At 67.5% G+C, this 16,627-nt stretch carries 18 protein-coding genes and 2 pseudogenes; 7 read left to right on the top strand and 13 right to left on the bottom strand.

The window, feature by feature from the left end:
• A partial coding sequence (locus tag Q8W71_RS30725) for an outer membrane protein (protein WP_370875586.1) occupies positions 1–325 on the top strand: 325 nt, incomplete at its 5' end.
• A gap of 252 nt (positions 326–577) precedes the next feature.
• On the opposite strand, the gene Q8W71_RS30720 is transcribed toward Q8W71_RS30725, so the two are convergent.
• The 7 genes from Q8W71_RS30720 to Q8W71_RS30690 all read right to left on the bottom strand — a co-directional run bounded on the left by Q8W71_RS30720 (position 578) and on the right by Q8W71_RS30690 (position 8,204).
• Positions 578–835: a hypothetical protein gene (locus Q8W71_RS30720; RefSeq protein WP_305529165.1), complete on the bottom strand. Its 258-nt coding sequence runs from the start codon at positions 833–835 to the stop codon at positions 578–580.
• Positions 836–878: 43 nt separating this feature from the next.
• The gene (locus tag Q8W71_RS30715; protein WP_305529164.1) at positions 879–1,358 is read right to left on the bottom strand and encodes a response regulator; all 480 of its coding nucleotides are present in this window, start codon (positions 1,356–1,358) and stop codon (positions 879–881) included.
• Entirely contained in the window at positions 1,355–2,473 is a 1,119-nt protein-coding gene (locus tag Q8W71_RS30710; RefSeq protein ID WP_305529166.1) for a sensor histidine kinase, read from the bottom strand. The genes Q8W71_RS30715 and Q8W71_RS30710 overlap by 4 nt, the downstream gene beginning before the upstream one ends.
• Before the next feature lie 265 nt (positions 2,474–2,738).
• Positions 2,739–5,855, bottom strand: a complete 3,117-nt coding sequence (locus Q8W71_RS30705; protein WP_305529163.1) for a PAS domain-containing hybrid sensor histidine kinase/response regulator — start codon at positions 5,853–5,855, stop codon at positions 2,739–2,741.
• Between the two features lie 214 nt (positions 5,856–6,069).
• Entirely contained in the window at positions 6,070–6,795 is a 726-nt protein-coding gene (locus tag Q8W71_RS30700) for a sigma-70 family RNA polymerase sigma factor (protein ID WP_370875587.1), read from the bottom strand.
• A 101-nt stretch (positions 6,796–6,896) separates the two neighbouring features.
• Complete coding sequence (locus tag Q8W71_RS30695; RefSeq protein WP_305529161.1) at positions 6,897–7,541, bottom strand: PepSY domain-containing protein; 645 nt, start codon at positions 7,539–7,541, stop codon at positions 6,897–6,899.
• A gap of 180 nt (positions 7,542–7,721) precedes the next feature.
• On the bottom strand, positions 7,722–8,204 hold the full coding sequence (locus Q8W71_RS30690) for a hypothetical protein (RefSeq protein WP_305529160.1): 483 nt from the start codon (positions 8,202–8,204) through the stop codon (positions 7,722–7,724).
• A gap of 565 nt (positions 8,205–8,769) precedes the next feature.
• Here Q8W71_RS30690 and Q8W71_RS30685 point away from each other — a divergent pair.
• Positions 8,770–8,979, top strand: coding sequence for a hypothetical protein (locus Q8W71_RS30685; RefSeq protein ID WP_305529159.1), 210 nt, complete (start codon positions 8,770–8,772; stop codon positions 8,977–8,979).
• A gap of 44 nt (positions 8,980–9,023) precedes the next feature.
• Here the strand turns inward: Q8W71_RS30685 and Q8W71_RS30680 are convergent, their stop codons facing one another.
• Positions 9,024–9,275 (bottom strand): hypothetical protein, encoded by a 252-nt coding sequence (locus Q8W71_RS30680; RefSeq protein WP_305529158.1) that lies wholly within the window; start codon positions 9,273–9,275, stop codon positions 9,024–9,026.
• Positions 9,276–9,311: 36 nt separating this feature from the next.
• A complete protein-coding gene (locus tag Q8W71_RS30675) occupies positions 9,312–9,806 on the bottom strand; it encodes a hypothetical protein (protein WP_305529157.1) in 495 nt (164 codons plus the stop codon).
• A gap of 217 nt (positions 9,807–10,023) precedes the next feature.
• On the opposite strand from Q8W71_RS30675, the gene Q8W71_RS30670 reads away from it, so the two are divergent.
• The 3 genes from Q8W71_RS30670 (at position 10,024) to Q8W71_RS30660 (ending at position 11,814) form a co-directional block, all read left to right on the top strand.
• Positions 10,024–10,230, top strand: a complete 207-nt coding sequence (locus tag Q8W71_RS30670) for a hypothetical protein (RefSeq protein WP_305529156.1) — start codon at positions 10,024–10,026, stop codon at positions 10,228–10,230.
• 163 nt (positions 10,231–10,393) lie between these two features.
• Positions 10,394–11,686, top strand: a complete 1,293-nt coding sequence (locus tag Q8W71_RS30665) for an alpha/beta hydrolase (protein ID WP_305529155.1) — start codon at positions 10,394–10,396, stop codon at positions 11,684–11,686.
• Positions 11,686–11,814: a hypothetical protein gene (locus Q8W71_RS30660; RefSeq protein ID WP_305529167.1), complete on the top strand. Its 129-nt coding sequence runs from the start codon at positions 11,686–11,688 to the stop codon at positions 11,812–11,814. The genes Q8W71_RS30665 and Q8W71_RS30660 overlap by 1 nt, the downstream gene beginning before the upstream one ends.
• Positions 11,815–12,077: 263 nt before the next feature.
• Here Q8W71_RS30660 and Q8W71_RS30655 read toward each other — a convergent pair whose 3' ends face one another.
• From Q8W71_RS30655 to Q8W71_RS30645, 3 genes are all read right to left on the bottom strand, one after another.
• On the bottom strand, positions 12,078–13,526 hold the full coding sequence (locus Q8W71_RS30655) for an IS1182 family transposase (protein ID WP_305529154.1): 1,449 nt from the start codon (positions 13,524–13,526) through the stop codon (positions 12,078–12,080).
• Positions 13,527–13,622: 96 nt separating this feature from the next.
• A complete protein-coding gene (locus Q8W71_RS30650) occupies positions 13,623–13,988 on the bottom strand; it encodes a response regulator (RefSeq protein ID WP_305529153.1) in 366 nt (121 codons plus the stop codon).
• 64 nt (positions 13,989–14,052) lie between these two features.
• Positions 14,053–14,223 carry a DUF3606 domain-containing protein gene (locus tag Q8W71_RS30645; protein ID WP_305529152.1) on the bottom strand — a complete coding sequence of 57 codons (171 nt, stop codon included), beginning with the start codon at positions 14,221–14,223 and terminating at the stop codon, positions 14,053–14,055.
• A 171-nt stretch (positions 14,224–14,394) separates the two neighbouring features.
• Here Q8W71_RS30645 and Q8W71_RS30640 point away from each other — a divergent pair, with 171 nt between their 5' ends.
• A complete protein-coding gene (locus tag Q8W71_RS30640) occupies positions 14,395–14,601 on the top strand; it encodes a hypothetical protein (protein WP_305529151.1) in 207 nt (68 codons plus the stop codon).
• 243 nt (positions 14,602–14,844) lie between these two features.
• Here the strand turns inward: Q8W71_RS30640 and Q8W71_RS30635 are convergent.
• Positions 14,845–15,344, bottom strand: a pseudogene (locus tag Q8W71_RS30635) (IS5 family transposase); the annotation flags it as partial.
• 87 nt (positions 15,345–15,431) lie between these two features.
• On the opposite strand from Q8W71_RS30635, the pseudogene Q8W71_RS30630 reads away from it, so the two are divergent.
• Positions 15,432–16,564, top strand: a pseudogene (locus Q8W71_RS30630) (IS3 family transposase).
• Positions 16,565–16,627: the final 63 nt, after the last annotated feature.

The following is a 16,627-nucleotide window of genomic DNA, read 5'->3' as shown; positions in this document are numbered from 1 at the left end:
CACGGATGCCGGCGCCCGCATCGGCTTCCAGAACTTCGCCGGCCGCCGCGACGACTTCAAGACCGGCTGGACCGTCGGCGGCGGCGTCGAGTACGCCCTGCCCACCGACTCCTTCCTGAACTTCTTCCGCTCCTCGGCCGTCACCGTGAAGGTCGAAGGCCTGTACGTCAGCCTCGACCGCAACCGCACCGGCCTGCCGCTCGTCGGCGGCGCCATCAACAGCGGCGTGCTCGAGCCCGTCTACAGCACCGTCGCCAGCAACCGGAACACCAACGACTTCGCCGTCGTCCGCGCCGGCCTGAACTACAAGTTCGGCGGCTTCTGATCCGGGGAGCGGGAAGGACGGGCGGCGCGGGGATCGGTCCTCTCTCGCGTCGCCCGCCCTCCAGCCCCGCCTTCCGGCCGGCCTCAGCGTCCCCGGCCCGATCAGCTTGGCAGCTTTGGCCAACTGACGCCCTGGAGCTTCCCGCTCCAGGGCGCTTTTCGCTCTGACCGATACCCATTCCGATCTATTTGCTGTCCGAGCGCTCGGCGTCCACTGCCGTTCCCGTCGGCCGCCCCAGGAGTGGAAGGTCGATCACCAATCGCGGTTGAGGCTCAAGGCGATATGACTGGGGCGGGCGCCGACGAGCGCAGCATCGAGACGCGTCAGTGCCCGACGCGCAGTGTTCAGACGGGTCGGTGGCGCGCCGGTACGCCGTACGAGACCCGGTGTCCCAGCCATCGCCGCAAGACGTTCAGCCGCATTCAGGACCAACTCGACCGCGTGAAGGATCCGCGGATCCTCCGCGGTCAGGATGCAGATGTCGGACAGGCTATTGCGCAAGGTGTGCATGGCGTCACGCTCCCCCATCTCTCAGGAGCTTAGCTGAGATCGCCTAGCGGCAGGAGTCGGTTCGGAACGACCGTTCCCTGGACGCCTTCTCCGCACCATGGCACGAGCACGACACAGGGCTTCCCGTCACAGGGCTTCCGCCAGCTTCCTTCCGGGCCGGGGTCGCATCCGTCAGCAGATGGTTCAGCAGGTGCTCCAACGGCGCCGCCTGATAGGGTTTTTGCAGCACTGGGACATCCTGGTAGGCAGGCTCCAGCCCTTGCCGACCATACCCGGTCGCGAACAGGAACGGCGTGCAGCGCTCGAACAGCAGATCCGCCACCGGATAACTGCGCGCGTCGCCGAGGTTGACGTCCAGCACTGCCAGATCGAAAGCCTCGGCGCGTGCATGCGCCAAAGCCTTGTCGAGGCGCATCGCAACCACGACCTCACAGCCGAGGTCGAGCAGCATGTCCTCGGCGAGCATGGCGACGAGGCTCTCGTCCTCGACCAGCAGCACCCGACGTCCAAACAGCAGCGTCATCGGGCCTGCCGCCCTTCGATCGCTTCCTGGCCGACCCAGCCGAGCTGGGTCAGCGGGACCTCCAGCCGGCAGACGACGCCCTCGGGGGCGTAGGTGATCACGGCGCTACCGTCGAACTCCATGGGCAACTGCCGCTCGATCAGCCGCGAGCCGAACCCCTTGCGCGTCGGCGGGCTCACGGCAGGACCACCGCGCTCCTCCCAGCACAGGTCGAGCTGCTGGCGACGGTCATCCATGCCGTGCAGGGACCACGTCACCGCGACCTGACCTTCAGACACCGACAGGGCGCCGTACTTGGCGGCGTTGGTCATCAGCTCGTGCAGGGCCATCGCCAGCGTCACAGCCACTTTGGGATGCAGCCGCGCATCCGGTCCTCTTAACTGGAAACGGTTAATGTCCACCTCCGCCAGAAGGTGGGGGGCCAGCGCACACCCGATTACGCTGCGCAGGCTGGCGCTTTCCCAGTTGTCCTCCACCAGGACGTTGTGGGCGTTCGACAGCGCCGCCATGCGCGCGTCGAACACCGCGCGGGCAGCCTGGTCCGTCTGCCCACGGAAGGTTTGCGCGGCGATCGATTGCACCGTGGCGAGGGTGTTCTTCACCCGGTGGTTCAGCTCGTTGATCAGCAGGCGCTGGCGCTCGGCTGCCGCCTTCTCCTCGCTGATGTCGCGCACCTCGATGATGGTGCCGATGATGTTGGCGGCATCGTCGCGGATCGGGCTCGCAGTGAAGCCCACCGGGAAGAAATGCCCGTCCCGATGGATGAACACCTCCTCGCCCCGCTCCTGATTGTTCTCCGGAAAGGCGCGGTCGATGGCACACTCCTCCAGGGGGAAGGGGCGACCGTCCGGGTAGGTGTGGTGGACGATGTCGTGCAACGGGCAGTCGCGCCCCAGCACCTCGGCCAGCGTCCAGCCGGTCAGCAGCTCGGCGGCGCGGTTCATGTAGATGCAGTGCTGCCGGTCATCCATCAGGAAGATGGAGACCGAGGCGTTGTCGAGCACGGCGTTGAGGCGTCGCTCGGTCTCGAACAACTGGCCGGCGCCACGCCGCAGGCTCACCAAGGGTGCGCTGGCGGCGGAGGTGGATTGCAGCGGCTGCCGGGAATTCGGCACGATCACGACCCTTTGCGCGGGTGGTCTGGCACCCATGGCGCAGGCCAAACTGGCCGTCGGGGTCGGGCACGATGAGCGGATGTCTGCGATCCTTCGTAACCCGTGCCGCAGACCTGGAGTTTGCAATGCACTATGCGGTCGGCTTGTTCCAGCCCTAGGACACGGAGAGGCCGGCTATGGCCGATCCGTCGCGGTGAACCTCGCAGGCAGGCGCCTCCCTCGACGGGACTGCCTGATGGCAAGCCTACGGCTGCCGCTCGACCGATCATGGGGTCGCCTGTCCGATCAGTTCCCGGACGCGGGCGGCCAGGGTATCGACCGCGAACGGCTTGGTCAGCACCGACATGCCCGGTTCGAGCTGGCCGTTGTTCAGGAGGGCGTTTTCGGCAAAGCCCGTGATGAACAGCACCTTGAGGTCGGGGCGGTTGACCCGTGCCGCGTCGGCCATCTGGCGCCCGTTCATACCCCCGGGCAGACCCACATCGGTGACCAGCAGATCGATCCGCGCATCGGACTGCAGCACCTTGAGGCCGCCGGCTCCGTCCGCCGCCTCGACCGCCGTGTAGCCGAGATCGCCCAGCACGTCGGTGACCAACATGCGCACGGTCGGCTCGTCGTCCACGATCAGCACGGTTTCGCCAGCTTCGGCGAGCGGCAAGAGGCCCGCTTCCGGCAGCACCTCAGTGTGCTCCGCATTACCCCGATGGCGGGGGAGATAGATGCAGACGTTCGTGCCCTGGCCGACCTCCGAGTAGATCCGCACCTGCCCGCCCGATTGCTTGGCGAACCCGTAGATCATCGACAGGCCGAGGCCGGTGCCCTGCCCGAGGGGCTTGGTGGTAAAAAACGGGTCGAACGCCTTGGCGATCACTTCCGGCGGCATACCGGTGCCGGTGTCGGACACGCACAGCGACAGGTACTGTCCCGCCGGCAGGTCGTGCTCCTTGGCGCCGTGCCGGTCGATCCAGCGGTTGCCGGTCTCGATCGTGATCTTGCCACCGCCCGGCATGGCGTCTCGGGCGTTGATGCAGAGGTTGAGCAGCGCGTTCTCCAGTTGCGACGGGTCTACCAGCGCCGGCCACAGGCCGGCCATGCCGACCGTCTCCACCTGGATGCTCGGACCGACCGTACGCTGGATCAGCTCGATCATGCCGCTGACCAGCGTGTTCACGTTGGTGGCCTTGGGCGCCAGCGTCTGTCGGCGCGAGAACGCCAGCAGCCGGTGGGTGAGCGCCGCGGCCCGCTTGGTCGCGCCCTGCGCGGCGACCATGTACTTGTCCACGTCCTTGAGGCGGCCCTGGCTGATACGGGTGTTCATCAGCTCCAGGCTGCCGAAGATCCCCGCCAGCAGGTTGTTGAAATCGTGGGCGAGGCCACCGGTGAGCTGTCCCACCGCCTCCATCTTCTGGGACTGGCGCAACTGCTCCTCGGCCAGCATCAGCTCGGCAGTGCGTTCGGCAACCTGTTGTTCCAGGGTTCCGGTGAGGGCGCGTAGCTGGGCGATGGCGCGGTCGCGCTCCGCCTCGACGGTGCGGCGGTCCTCCACGTCGATGAGGACGCCGGGGAAGCTCAGCGGCGTGCCGTCCGGCGCGTGGTCGACGCGACCGTTCGCCTCGATCCAGTAGTAGTTTCCGTCCGCACGGCGGACCCGGTACTGGTGTGCGTAGGGGCCACCCCGCGCCACGGCCTCGTCGATCGCCACGGCCAAGGCCGCCTGATCATCCGGATGGACGGTGGCGACGATCTGGGCGAGGGGGATACCCTCTCGACCGAGGGCCGGATCCAGCCCGAAGGCGCTGGCGAAGGCCTCATCGACCGCAAACCGATCGGTCGGTATGTCCCAGTGCCATGTGCCGATGATCGCACCGGCAGCCAGCGCCAGGTTCACCCGCTCGACGTTTTCGCGGGCCAGCGCCTCGCTGGCCCGCAGGCGGTCCTCGGCCTCGCGTCGCGCGGTGACGTCGCTGAAGAAGATCGCGATCTGCCGCTCGGCGGGCTCGCCGACAGGTACGGCGCGGACGTCGAACCAGCGCGCAAACGCCTTGGCATAGCTCTCGAAAGTCGCCGGCTCACGGGTTTTGGCGACGCGGCCATAGGTCTCGAACCAGAACTGCTCCAGGTCGGGGGCGAACTCCGTCACCCACTTGCCGCGCAGGTTGACCCCGGCCTGCTGCTCGAAGGCGGGGTTGGCTTCCAGGAAGCGATAATCCACCGGTCGGTCATCGGCGTCGAACTTGACCTGGACGATGGCGAACGCCGCCTCGATCGTCTCCAAGATCGTCCGGAAGCGCTCCTCGCTGGCACGCAGGGCGCTTTCCGCGCTGCGCATGTGGGTCAGGTCGAGCATCGCGCCGATCATCCGGCAAGCGCGGCCCTCGGCATCGCGGATCACGTGCCCCCGGTCGAACACCTGGGCGTAGGAGCCGTCCGCCCGGAGGAAGCGGTACTCATCAGTCCAGGCGCTTGCCGTGCCGTCGATCACGGCATGGATCGAGGCGTCGATGCGCGCGCGGTCGTCGGGATGGATGTGGGCGATCCACCAGTCGCCGGTCGGCTCGACCGAGGCCAGGGCATGACCGTAGGCGGTCTCCAGGGCCGCGTTCCAGAGCACGTGGTTGGTCTTGAGGTCCCAGTCCCAGATGGCATCGGTGGTGGCTTGCAGGGCCAGCCGGTAGCGCTCCTGGGTTTCCTGTAAGGCGGTCCCCGCAAGGTGTTCTGCGGTGCGGTCGCGCAGGATCTTCACGAAGCCGAGGTGGATCCCCGTATCACCGCGGAGCGGCATCATCTCGCCGGAGGCCCAGAACCGCGTGCCGTCCTTGCGCAGGTGCCAGCGTTCGTCCGAAGCCCGGTTGGCCTCCAGCGCGCACCGCATCTCATACGCGACGCGATCGTTGGCGCGGTCCTCGGGCGTGAAGAACCGTGAGGCGTCCTGACCACGCATCTCCTCGGCGGTCCAGCCCATCACGTGCACGGCACCGGGGTTCCAGTCGGTGATGGTGCCGGCGGGATCCGTCACGACCATCGCGAAGTCGACCGCGCTCTCGAACACCGCCCGCTGTCGCGCTTCGCTCAGCGCGAGGGCCGTCCGGCTCGCCTCAAGCGCGGCAACCGGGTCCTGGGAGGCGGTCAGATCGGACGCCGCCTGATCCAGCAGCCGGCCATGGTCGCGCGCAGCCTCCTGCGCATCGTCCCGTGCAGCCCGGGTTTGCTGGTTGGCCTTGGCGGTTTGCGCGCGGCCATCGGCGAGGTCGGACTGGAGCTGGGCATCACGCGCGGCCTGCTGACTGGTCAGACGCTGCGCATCGATCCCGGCCTCCGCCAGGGCCGCGCGCAGACGAGCGTTCTCAGCCTCCAGCTCGTCGCGGGAGAGGGAATTCGACACGGACCCAACCACACTTCCGCTTTCCTGTGAGCTGGGCTTCTACCTGTAAAGCGCTTTGCTCACAATCAGTTCAGCGTGCCTGCAAGTTCATGCACGCGGGCATCGCGTCGCATCTGTCACACTATATTGTAGACATTTAGACTGAACTGGGCAGCACGGATACACGCCAACCCCCCCTCTGCATCCGAGCGGGGTCTCACTCTATGACAGCCAGTTATGCTCCTCCTCCCATCGCTGAAAGGATGAGCGGGTCCTGGCCGACTGCATCGCCGTCGTAACCGAGCAGCCGCACAAGCTGCTGGCGCGCGCGCCAGACCCGGCTCTTCACGGTGCCGACCTCGCACCCCATCACCGCCGCCGCCTCCTCGTAGGTCAGATCCTCGACGGTCACCAGCATCAGCGCCTCTCGCATCGCCGGGGTGAGCTGCGCGACCGCGGCCTGCATGTCGGCGACGTCGAGGCGTCCTTCCTGTTCTGGTAGAGCGGCCACGCGGCTGGCTTGGGCACCATCCTCGTCGGGCAGCTCCCGCCTCTTCCGGTGATTGGTGTAGAACTGATTGCGCAGGATCGTGAAGGTCCACGCATCGAAGTTGGTCCCCATGGCGAAGCCGGCCCGGTTGCGCCATGCCTTCAGGAGTGTGTCCTGTACGAGATCGTCGGCAGCGGTGCCGTCGTGGGTCAGCGAAATGGCGAACCGGCGCAGGGCTGGTGTGATGGCGAGGAGTCGATCCTGGAACTCCGCCGTATCGCGGCGCTGGACTTCATCGAGCGTAGCGACGAGCCGCCCTAGCAGATCGGCGAAGCGTTCCGTGGCGTCCGACCCGGGGCCAGTCTGCTCATAACTGCGGGCCAGCAGGAGACCGAGATGCTGGCGAACCTCGACCGGAAGCCTCGGCCCTTCGTCTTCCGTGGTGTCCGCGTCGGGGGCGGCAGCGACCATGTCTGCACTCAAGTCCGGCCTCCCACCGTCTATCGGAAACATGGCCCGAACCCCGCGCCGCGGCTCCGGCTCCGTCCGTCGACGGAGCCGCGGCACTCGTTTCAGTCGATCACCTTTCCGTCCGGCCCGATCTTGACGGTCTGCTCCTTGTCGGCGCCGGCCACCTTGATCTCGTACTGGACCGCCTTGCCGTCCTTCGACACCTCGGCCTCGTAGGCCTTGCCGCCGCCGGCCTTCTGCTCGGCGACCGTCAGCGCGTCCTTGAGCGAGGTCTTCGCCTCGTTGAAGTTCGCGGGCTTCAGGAAGGTGAAGTAGCGCTCGATCGGCTGGTTCTCGGTCTTGTAGACGGCGCCGGTGTCGGCGTTGATGCCGTACTCGACCAGCTTGCCGCTCGGGTAGACCACCTTGATGGAGTAGTGGGCCGGGTCCTTGCCGTCGGCCTTCTCGAAATCGGCGTCGATCGCCCGGCCGCCCTTCTCCTCGCCCTGCGACTCGGCGGTGGTCAGCGCCTGGGCGAGGTTCACCTTGGCGAGCTTGGCGACCTGCCACTCCTTCATGTCGTCGGTGGCCTGGGAGCCCGGCATCGGCGTGGCCTTGGTCGGCTGCGGCGTGGCAGGCGTATCCGCTGGGGCCGGGGCCGTGGGCGCCGGCGCCGGCGCGGTCGTGCCGGGTGAGGCGGTCTGGGCAGTCGCCAAGCTGGCACTCAGCGCGAGCAGACCGGCGGCGGCGAGGAGGCGCGTCGTCATGGCGGATGTCCTAGTCCTATTGCTGTGCTCGCCAACTCGTGCGGTACCGGCACGTTCCTCTCCGTAGGATCGCTTAACCCGTGGCCACGGCACTTTTGATTGCAGGCTGCATGGAGGTGAGCAGGCCGAGCAGCCCGCCCCTCGATAAGGGTCAGGACGCTCGCGACACGGCGCGTCAGCTCAGCGGTACAACCCGTCAGCCTGCAACCGGGCGAGCAGCCGGCGGGCGCCCTCCGATGCCTCGGCGTCTCGTGCCCGCTCGGCGAAGCCGTGTTCGAACATCGGTACGAGCCGCCGCATCGCCCGGTCCATCGCCGAGCCCTCCCACAGCAGCAGCACCTCACGCTCGGTCAGATCCTCCAGGAAGTACCAGAGCGTCAACGCGAGGCCGAGCATCGACTGCCCCGTCCACCCCGCGGTCACGCCCTTCACGACCCGCTCCAGCCGGCGCAGCACCGCGCCTCGCTTTCTCGGGGTCAGGTCGGCGAAAGGTTCCAGGCTGGCGGTGCGCAGGTTCTCCCGAAGTTCGGCGATGTCGGCCTCGGCCCGCGCGGCCAGGGCGGGGTCAGCCGGTACGAAGGCGCCGGGCAGGTCGCTGAGGGTGAACAGCAGGCAGGCCGGGAGCGCGAGTTCGAGGCGCTGACGGTCGGTGAGGGCGGACATCCGGGCATCCCTGATGGACACGGCCCCAGGACGCAATGCCGGCTCGGGTCAGCGGGATCGTTCACGAGGTGTCCTGCGGGGGGCAGGAGCCCGTCTCCTGTTCCCCGAGGTCGCGCGGAACAGCGGAAGGGAGGGGGGCAAGCCGGCGGCTCGGGAAGGGGATCGCCTACCCGCAGGGCAGCCGGCGCAGCCGGCCGAAGCATGGGGAGACCCGGGCCGCCGGCTTGTGGGGGAGAGGAGGCGGAGCCGTCTTGCCCCTACCCAACCAGAGAAGTGGTCGCCCTGGCGACCGGCCGTGCCGGCCGCCCGGCAGGGTGGTCCGGTCCCCGAGCTGATCGTCACCCGGCAGGGCCGAGACGCCGCAGGTGGCTCGGGGAGCGCAGCGACTAGAACGGCGTCCCGAAGGGCGGGCCAGACCATCGCGCGGCGGGCTGTCTCAGCGATACAGTCCCGCGGCGCGCAGGCGATCGAGCAACCGGTCACTGCCGGGCGACTCACTGAGCTTGGTTGAAGCCGGCCCTCCGCGCAGATAGACGCCCCCGCTCGCGGTGAGCCGAGGGCGTGGATGGGCGACGACGTGACTGCGCTCCTGATCGCCCTGGCATGCGAGAACGCGGACCTGCGCGAACAGCTCGCGACGGCCCAGGACATGCTGATGGAGACGGCGATCGACGCCGGGAACCTGCACGCGCTGATCGAGGCGATGGTGGTCGAGCGGGACGTGTGGCGGGCGGAGGCGGAGCGGTTGGGGGCGAAAGGCGTTCGGCGGGTCTGATCGTCAGCGAGGTATCGATCATGGATGGCGGGGCCGACAGGTTCTCAGTACCGGCGCGGCGGCGGTAGATCGTCTTCCAAGCCCCGGCGACGCTCCTCGCGGCGGATGGCGTCACGGCGCTCCTCGCGGAACTCTTCCCGGCGCTCCTCGCGCCGGATGGCGTCGTACTCGCGCTCACGCGACGAGCGTGGATCGATCCGCACGCCGCCGGGGCCGATGTCGATGCTCTGCGCTAAGGCTGGCGCAGTGGGCAGCAAGCCGGCAACGACGAGGCCGGCGGTGAACAGGGACTTCATCGGTGTTCTCCGGGTGATGGGAAGGGTTCGCCAACCTCAGCCGTCGCGATCGAGGCCAAGGCCGCGCAGCAGGTCAGCCAGCGATCCGCTGGCCGCCTTGGGGGCAGCGGTGGAGGTCGTTGGGGCAGGTGTCGTGCGAGCCAGCGCCAGTGTCGCCTGACGCTGACGGACCGGACGCTGGGCGGCCTTCCGAGGGCGTGCCGCGCGAGCCGACGCAGGCGAGTTCGCCGGCATGCTCAGGCTGGCCGGCAGGGCTGGCATCATCGTCGCCCCGGCCGGCAGCGGCATGGTCATGCGCGGGGCCAGCGCCGTCGTCTCAACCGGTACGGTATGCGATCGCAACACCGGGGCAGGGTCGGTCCACGCAGTCGCGGCTTCGCGCTGAGCCGCAACCGGACGCGCACGGCGCGACTGCTCCTCGAAATTGCCCGGGTGCAACACATGCGCGGCGGTGATCAGACCGAACACCGCACAGGCTGTCGTCGCGAGGGTGGAGCGATAGTGTTCCATGGCGGCAGAACAGACGGCCAAGCTCGGCGTTCCTCGCCCCCGGACTGATGCTGGATCGCTGTGACGGCAAAGTCACAGCACCCATGTCGCTCTAGCGGATCACGTTGAGCGCAGGCTTGCGGCAGAAGCTCGTCGTTCCTGTCCTGGTCCGACCTTCACCAGGTCGCAACGACGGTGGAACCGCCGCTGAGCTTGGCCGTTGTTGGGCCAATATACAGACACGCTTGGGGCTGACTCCGTGAAGACCATCCTCGCCACCGTCGTCCTGGCCGTCCTTGCGATCGCCCCCGCCGCTGCGTCCGATGCTGGCTACGGGCTTCGCGGGGTCGAGAAGGCCGCGTCCACGCAGGTTGATACCAAGACCGGCACGGCCTCTACGCCCGTTGCCGACGCGGCCCAAGCCAAGAAGGTGCGTGTCGTCCTCGCCTCCCCCTACGGCAACTGAGCCGCAAGGCATCGACCGCTCACGTTGCGGGACCGCCACACAGATGGCGTTTCATCCGCCGAGTCGGGCCGTGGCCGCAATCGCCCCCTAACCGAACTCGACCTCGACGGCCCGTTAACCGGTCGCGCGTCCTGGCTTTGGTTCGTGTTCGTCGGGGGCGTGGGTGTTCGAACAGGTCGGAAGGGCGACGGTCGCCAGCATCGGCGTCGCAGCCTTCATCGCGCTGTCCGCCTGCGCCGGGCGTCCGACAGGCGTTCTGCTGCCAGTCGCCTTGGCGAACGATGTCCCCGGCACTTCGCGGGTTGACATGCTGGTCGCGACCACGCGCAAGGCGGCGGCCAAGCCGGGTGTGCTGTTCTCGGGCGAGCGCGGTGACGCGGTGACCTACACCGATCTCGCCGTCTCTATTCCGCCCGATGCCACGCGCCAGCCCGGTTCAGTGCAGTGGCCGAAGTCTCTGCCCGGCAACCCCGCCACCGACTTCGTGGCGCTCCGCGCTGACCCGCTCGATCGGGGCAAGGTCGCGGCCTGGACCGGCCGAGCCGTCAGGCGCGGGGCCAAGCGCCACGTCCTCGTGTTCGTGCATGGCTTCAACAACAAGTTCGAGGACGCCGTCTTTCGCTTCGCGCAGATCGTCCACGACTCCGGTGCCGAGGTCGCCCCGGTCCTGTTTACGTGGCCCTCGCGCGGCTCCGTGCTGGCCTACGGCTACGACCGGGAGAGCACCAACTTCTCCCGAAATGGGCTGGAGACCCTGCTGCGGGATCTAGCCAAGGACCCAAACGTCGGCGAGGTGACGGTGCTCGCCCACTCAATGGGCAACTGGCTGACGCTGGAGTCCCTGCGCCAGATGACCATCCGCGACCGGCGCGTCGCGCCGAAAATCCGCAACGTCATCCTGGCAGCGCCGGACGTGGACATGGACCTTGCCCGGGAGGCGTTCCGCGACATCGGCAAGGACCGGCCGCGGTTGACGCTGATGGTGTCCGGTGACGATCAAGCGCTGGCCGTGTCGCGTCTCATCTGGGGCGACAGCGTGCGGTTGGGCGCCATCGACCCGACCGCCGAGCCCTACCGGTCCGAGCTTGAGCGCGAGAACATCAGCGTTCTGAACCTCTCGTCCGTGAAGGGGGACGATCCACTCAACCACGGGAAGTTCGCCAGCGGCGATGTGGTCGCCCTCCTCGGGAAGCGGCTCGCGGACGGCCAGCCCATCTCGGACGGGCAGGTCGGGTTCGGCGACCGGCTGGTGAGCACGGCCGCGGGCGCTGCTTCTACGATGGCAACGGGGGCCGCCCTAGCGGTAGCTGCGCCAGTTGCGATCATCGATCCGCAGACGCGCGAGACCTACGGCGAGCACCTCTCGAACGTCGGCAGCGGCTTCCGAGATACGATCGGCTCGACCGTCGACCTCGCCGGAGCACCCGTCCGCGCAGTGGTGAGCGCCGGCCGCTGATGCACCACCAAAGTCGCCCGGTCGCTTATCAGCTCGCCACCCGCATCGCCAATCATCCGGCCAAGCGGCTGTCCGATCTGCTGCCCTGGAACTGGACGCCGGCCCTACCCGTCGCTCACGCCGCCTGACCAGAATGCCCCTCGCCGAGCGCTTACGTACGAGCAAACCTCAATGCAATACATGGACGGCAGTGTAGGTGCAGCGCGTTGAACCACGACAAAGACCCCCTCGATCGCGAAAGCAAAGGGGCGTCGCTCTGCGGCTCGATGAGCACGGGCGGTGCTGGAACCGGCACGGGAACGTCCGGCGGCGACCGAGGCCGTGTGGAAACGCAGATCCCTCGGGATGGGGGCGAGCGCACCGAGTGGCGCCGGAGATCGAGCTGCTGGCCTCAGGTTCGGATGGCCGCCAGCAGCGGGCGGACCCCGAAGATCTGGATCATTCGCTTCATGTTGTAGGCCAGAACTTGCAGGCTCATCTCGGTCGTGACCTTCGCCAAGGTCCGGGTCAGGAAGTGAGTGACGCCCATCCAGGCCTTCAGCGTGCCGAACGGGTGCTCCACGGTCTGGCGACGGATCTTCATCGCGTCCGGCATCCGGTCGAGCCGCTCCTGCATCGCATCGAGCACGCCCTCGTGCACCCAGCGTTTGACACGCCGCGTCTCCGCTGGCGTGCAGCGGGGCTTGAGAGCGCAATCGAGACAGGCCGTCAGGTTGCGGTAGTGATCCATCTCGTCGCCATCGGCCCGACGATCGGACCGGGTAACGCCCTTGGTCAGGTGCTGGCCGGCGGGACAGGTGTAACGGTCATGGCTGGCGTCGTAGACGAAGTCCTGTCCCGTGAAGAGGCCGCGCTTGGCGTGGCCCGAGGTCAGGGTCTTGGGCACGCATGGCAGCACGCCGGTGCCCTCGCAGGCCAGAACCCGTTCCCCGCTGAGGTAGCCCCGGTCGGCCAGCAGCGTGAGCGTGGCACACCCCGTCGCCTCCTGAGCCAGGAGCCCCATCGGCGCGAGTTGCGCCCGGTCGCTGCCGACGTTGGTCACGGCGTGGGCCACGATCAGATGGTGCTCGGCATCCACCGCGGCCTGGACGTTGTAGCCGACCATGCCCGTACCCTTGCCGCTGGTCGCCATGGAGCGCGCGTCGGGGTCGGTCAGCGAGACTTGGCCGTCGGGTGCAGCCTCGACCTGCTGCCCTCTCGCCTGGAGAACCTGCATCTGCGCGCGCAGGCCCGCAATCTTCTCCTTGAGCCGTGTCGTGCGCGCCTCGGCGATGTCGCTCGGCTCGCGGTCGGCCCGATCCAGCGCAGCAAGATAACGGCCGATGCTCGTCTCGACCTGCGCCAAGCGCGCCTCGACCTTCGCGGCGGTGAAGTTCTTGTCACGGTTGTTGACCGCCTTGAACTTGCTGCCGTCGATGGCGACGACGGCCTTGCTGAACAGGTTCAGCCGGCGGCACAACACCACGAACTGCGCGCAGGCCGCCTGGATGGCCGGGCCGTTGTCCTTGCGGAAGTCGGCCAGCGTCTTGAAGTCGGGCATCAGCCGGCCGGTGAGCCAGATCAGTTCGACGTTGCGTTGGCTCTCGCGTTCGAGACGCCGGCTCGACGGGACGCGGTTGAGATAGCCGTAGAGGTAGATCTTGAGCAGCGTCGCTGGATGGTAGGCCGGACGGCCCGTGGCCTCCGGCACCGCGCCCGCGAAGCCGAGCGCGCCCAGATCGAGCTCATCGACGAACACTTCGACGAGGCGAACCGGGTTGTCGGCGGTGATGTAGTCGTCCAGACAGTCGGGAAGGAGTGTGATCTGCTGACGATCCTCGCCTGCAATGAAGCGCTTCATCCCGACCTCCCAAGATCGGAAATCACTCTACCAGATCAGCGCGTTTTCACACAGCCTGGACCAGATGAGCACGACTGGGTTTGTGGAGCCGGGGGTTCAGATCGCGCCCGTCTGCCGGGAGACGATCGCGAAGACGGCCGCAACGAGATCCTGGCTGCGGCAGGGCTTGGGCAGATAGCGGACGCCCATCGGCAGTTCACCCGACTGCGGCCGTTCTCCGCCGGACACCACGAGGATGCCGATCTGCGGCCAGCGCGCGGCGACCATCGCGGCGAGCTGGAAGCCGTTCACCCCGCCCGACGGCATACCCACATCCGTGATCAGCACACGGATATCGCTGCGCCAAGCCAGCGCCCCGACCGCCTCATCGGCGTCTCCCACCCCGAACACCGCGATGCCTGCCGCGGTCAGCGTCCGCGCCATATCGGCGCGCAGCAGCGCGTCGTCCTCCGCGACGATCACACCGATCTGATCGCCCGACAGCGTCGGGTGCGTTTCGGGGTCGAGTGCGTCTCCGTCTACCAGCTCAGTGCCCCGGTTGACCGAGATAGGCAGCGACGGTGGTGACGCGCGAACCGACCACGCGCACGGCCTTGCGCAGGCGCTCCTCGGTGATGCCGAAGCGCAGTGCCCAGGCTTCGCGGGCGGCGCGGTCGAACACGTCGATGTGGGCCTTGTCGTGCATCTCGGTCGGCATGGCGGTGGTCCAATCAACGCTCGCCCAACCGCGTCGGGCGTCTGCGTAGCTCAACTGCAAGTCGGACCCACGGTTGCCGATCCACCCGTGATTTTCGCTTGCGGTCGGAACCGCCCTGGTGGGCGAAGCCGTTGGCCCGTCCGAAACCCTATCGCGCGACGCGGAGACACGATGGCCAACCCCGGCATACCCACCCCCGGCGAGCCCGGTCCCGACCTGCCAACCCCCGGTGAGCCGCCGCCGACCGAGCCCATGCCCGGCGATCCGCCGACGCCGCAACTGCCACCCGATCCCGTCCCCGGTGATCCGGTCAGACCGGATGTGGTGCCGGGCGACCCCGTAGGCCCCGGCACGATCATGTCCAACTCGATCATGTAGAGTGGCAGGGGGGGTTACTTGGGCTCCCCCCCACGTCACATGTGGCTGGCCCCGCACTGCATCGCAGTTGATAGATCTTGAACGATCGTCGGCTACCGCAGGTCAATGATTGGGACTGAGGTTACTAGTATGTCGGTATCAACCGCCCCAACCTGTGAGGTGAAGATCGGCGGGGCATGGCAAGCGGTGACATTGTGGCCTGCTGCCGGTTTCACGGACACCCGGTTTAGGCGGTGTGGACAGTTACCGGAGCCATAGGACGATGGCGGCGAGGGTGACGACGGCAGCGGAGTTGCGGGCGGTCTTCTCGTAGCGGGTGGCCACGCGCCGGAACTGCTGGAGCTTGGCAAAGCAGCACTCGACCAGATGGCGCTCCCTGTAGAGCACCCTGTCGAGGTCGTACTTCCTGGCGCGCGAGGGATTGCTCGGGATCACGGCCTGCGCGCTCTGGTCGGAGATGAGCTTGCGCAGGCGGTCGCTGTCGTAGGCGGCATCGGCCAGGACCACGTCAGCCGGCAGATCCTTCAGCAGCGCCTCGGCCTGCGGCGCGTCGCCTCTCTGGCCGGCTGTGAGGGCAAAGCGCACCGGGCAGCCGAGCCCGCGCACCACCATGTGGATCTTGGTGCTCAGGCCGCCGCGTGAGCGGCCGAGCGCCTGATCGGGGGCCGGCTCGGACGCGGGCTGATCGCCAGACCCCCTTTTTTTGCGCCCGCCGCATGTTGGTGGGCACGGACGATGGTGGAGAGAGATGGCTCGGGAAATCTGCACAGCGGGGTTAAGTGGAGTTTCTGCCTGACGGCGGCCAGGATGGCTGCGGATCAGGAGCGACGATGAGCAAGCGTACCCGTCGGAACCACGCCCCGGCCTTCAAGGCGAAGGTGGCTTTGGCCGCCCTGCGCGGCGAGAAGACCCTGGCCGAGTTGGCTCAGCAGTTCGATGTGCATCCCAATCAGATCACGGCCTGGAAAGCTCAGCTTCTCGAAGGGGCAGCCGGGGTGTTCGGAGCCGCGGCCCGGCCGGAGGCAACCCCGGCCATCGACGTGAAGACGCTGCACGCCAAGATCGGCGAGTTGACGCTGACCAACGATTTTTTGTCCGGCGCGCTCGGCAAGGCCGGTCTGCTGAGCGCAAAGCGATGATCGATCGCGAGCACAATCTTCCCATCGCCAAACAGGCCAAGGCGCTCGGGATCAGCCGGGGCAGCGTGTACTACCTGCCGCGTGCGGTCCCGGCGGCCGATCTGGCCGTGATGCGGCGGATGGACGAACTGCATCTCGAACTTCCCTTTGCGGGGAGCCGGATGCTGCGGGATCTCTTGAACAAGGAGGGCATCACGATCGGACGCTGTCATGTCGCGACGCTGATGAAGCGCCTGCGCATCGAGGCGCTCTACCGCAAACCGAACACCTCGAAGCCTGCGCCGGGGCACAAGATCTACCCGTATCTCTTGCGCGGGCTGACCATCGACCGACCTAACCAAGTCTGAGCGATGGATATCACCTACGTTCCGATGGCGCGCGGGTTCGTCTACTTGGCCGTCGTGATCGATTGGTTCAGCCGCAAGGTCCTGTCCTGGCGGGTGTCGATCACGATGGAGGCCGACATCTGCGTCGAGGCCCTGGAGGAAGCGCTCGCCCGGCACGGCAGGCCGGAGATCTTCAACACGGATCAGGGAGCGCAGTTCACCAGCCACGCCTTCACCAGTGTCTTGCTGAAGGCCGGTGTCGCCATCAGCATGGATGGCAAGGGCGCGTGGCGCGACAACATCTTCGTCGAGCGGCTGTGGCGATCGATCAAGTACGAGGAGATCTATCTGCGGGCCTACGACACCGTGAGCACGGCCCGCGCCTCGATCAGCCGGTATCTGACCTTCTACAACGACCGAAGGCCCCATTCGAGCCTTGATCGACGCACCCCCAACCAAGCCTACTTCAACAGGCAGCCGCATCCCGCGGCCGCCTGAACCCGGCAGGACATCCACCTATCCAGGCCCAGGTCGCTGTTCAGACAAACCGAGCCACCTCTC

It is taken from the genome of Methylobacterium amylolyticum (assembly GCF_030700245.1).
Classification (GTDB): Bacteria; Pseudomonadota; Alphaproteobacteria; order Rhizobiales; family Beijerinckiaceae; genus Methylobacterium.
Note: the sequence above shows the minus strand (reverse complement) of the source record. Positions and strands in the feature narration are given on the sequence as shown.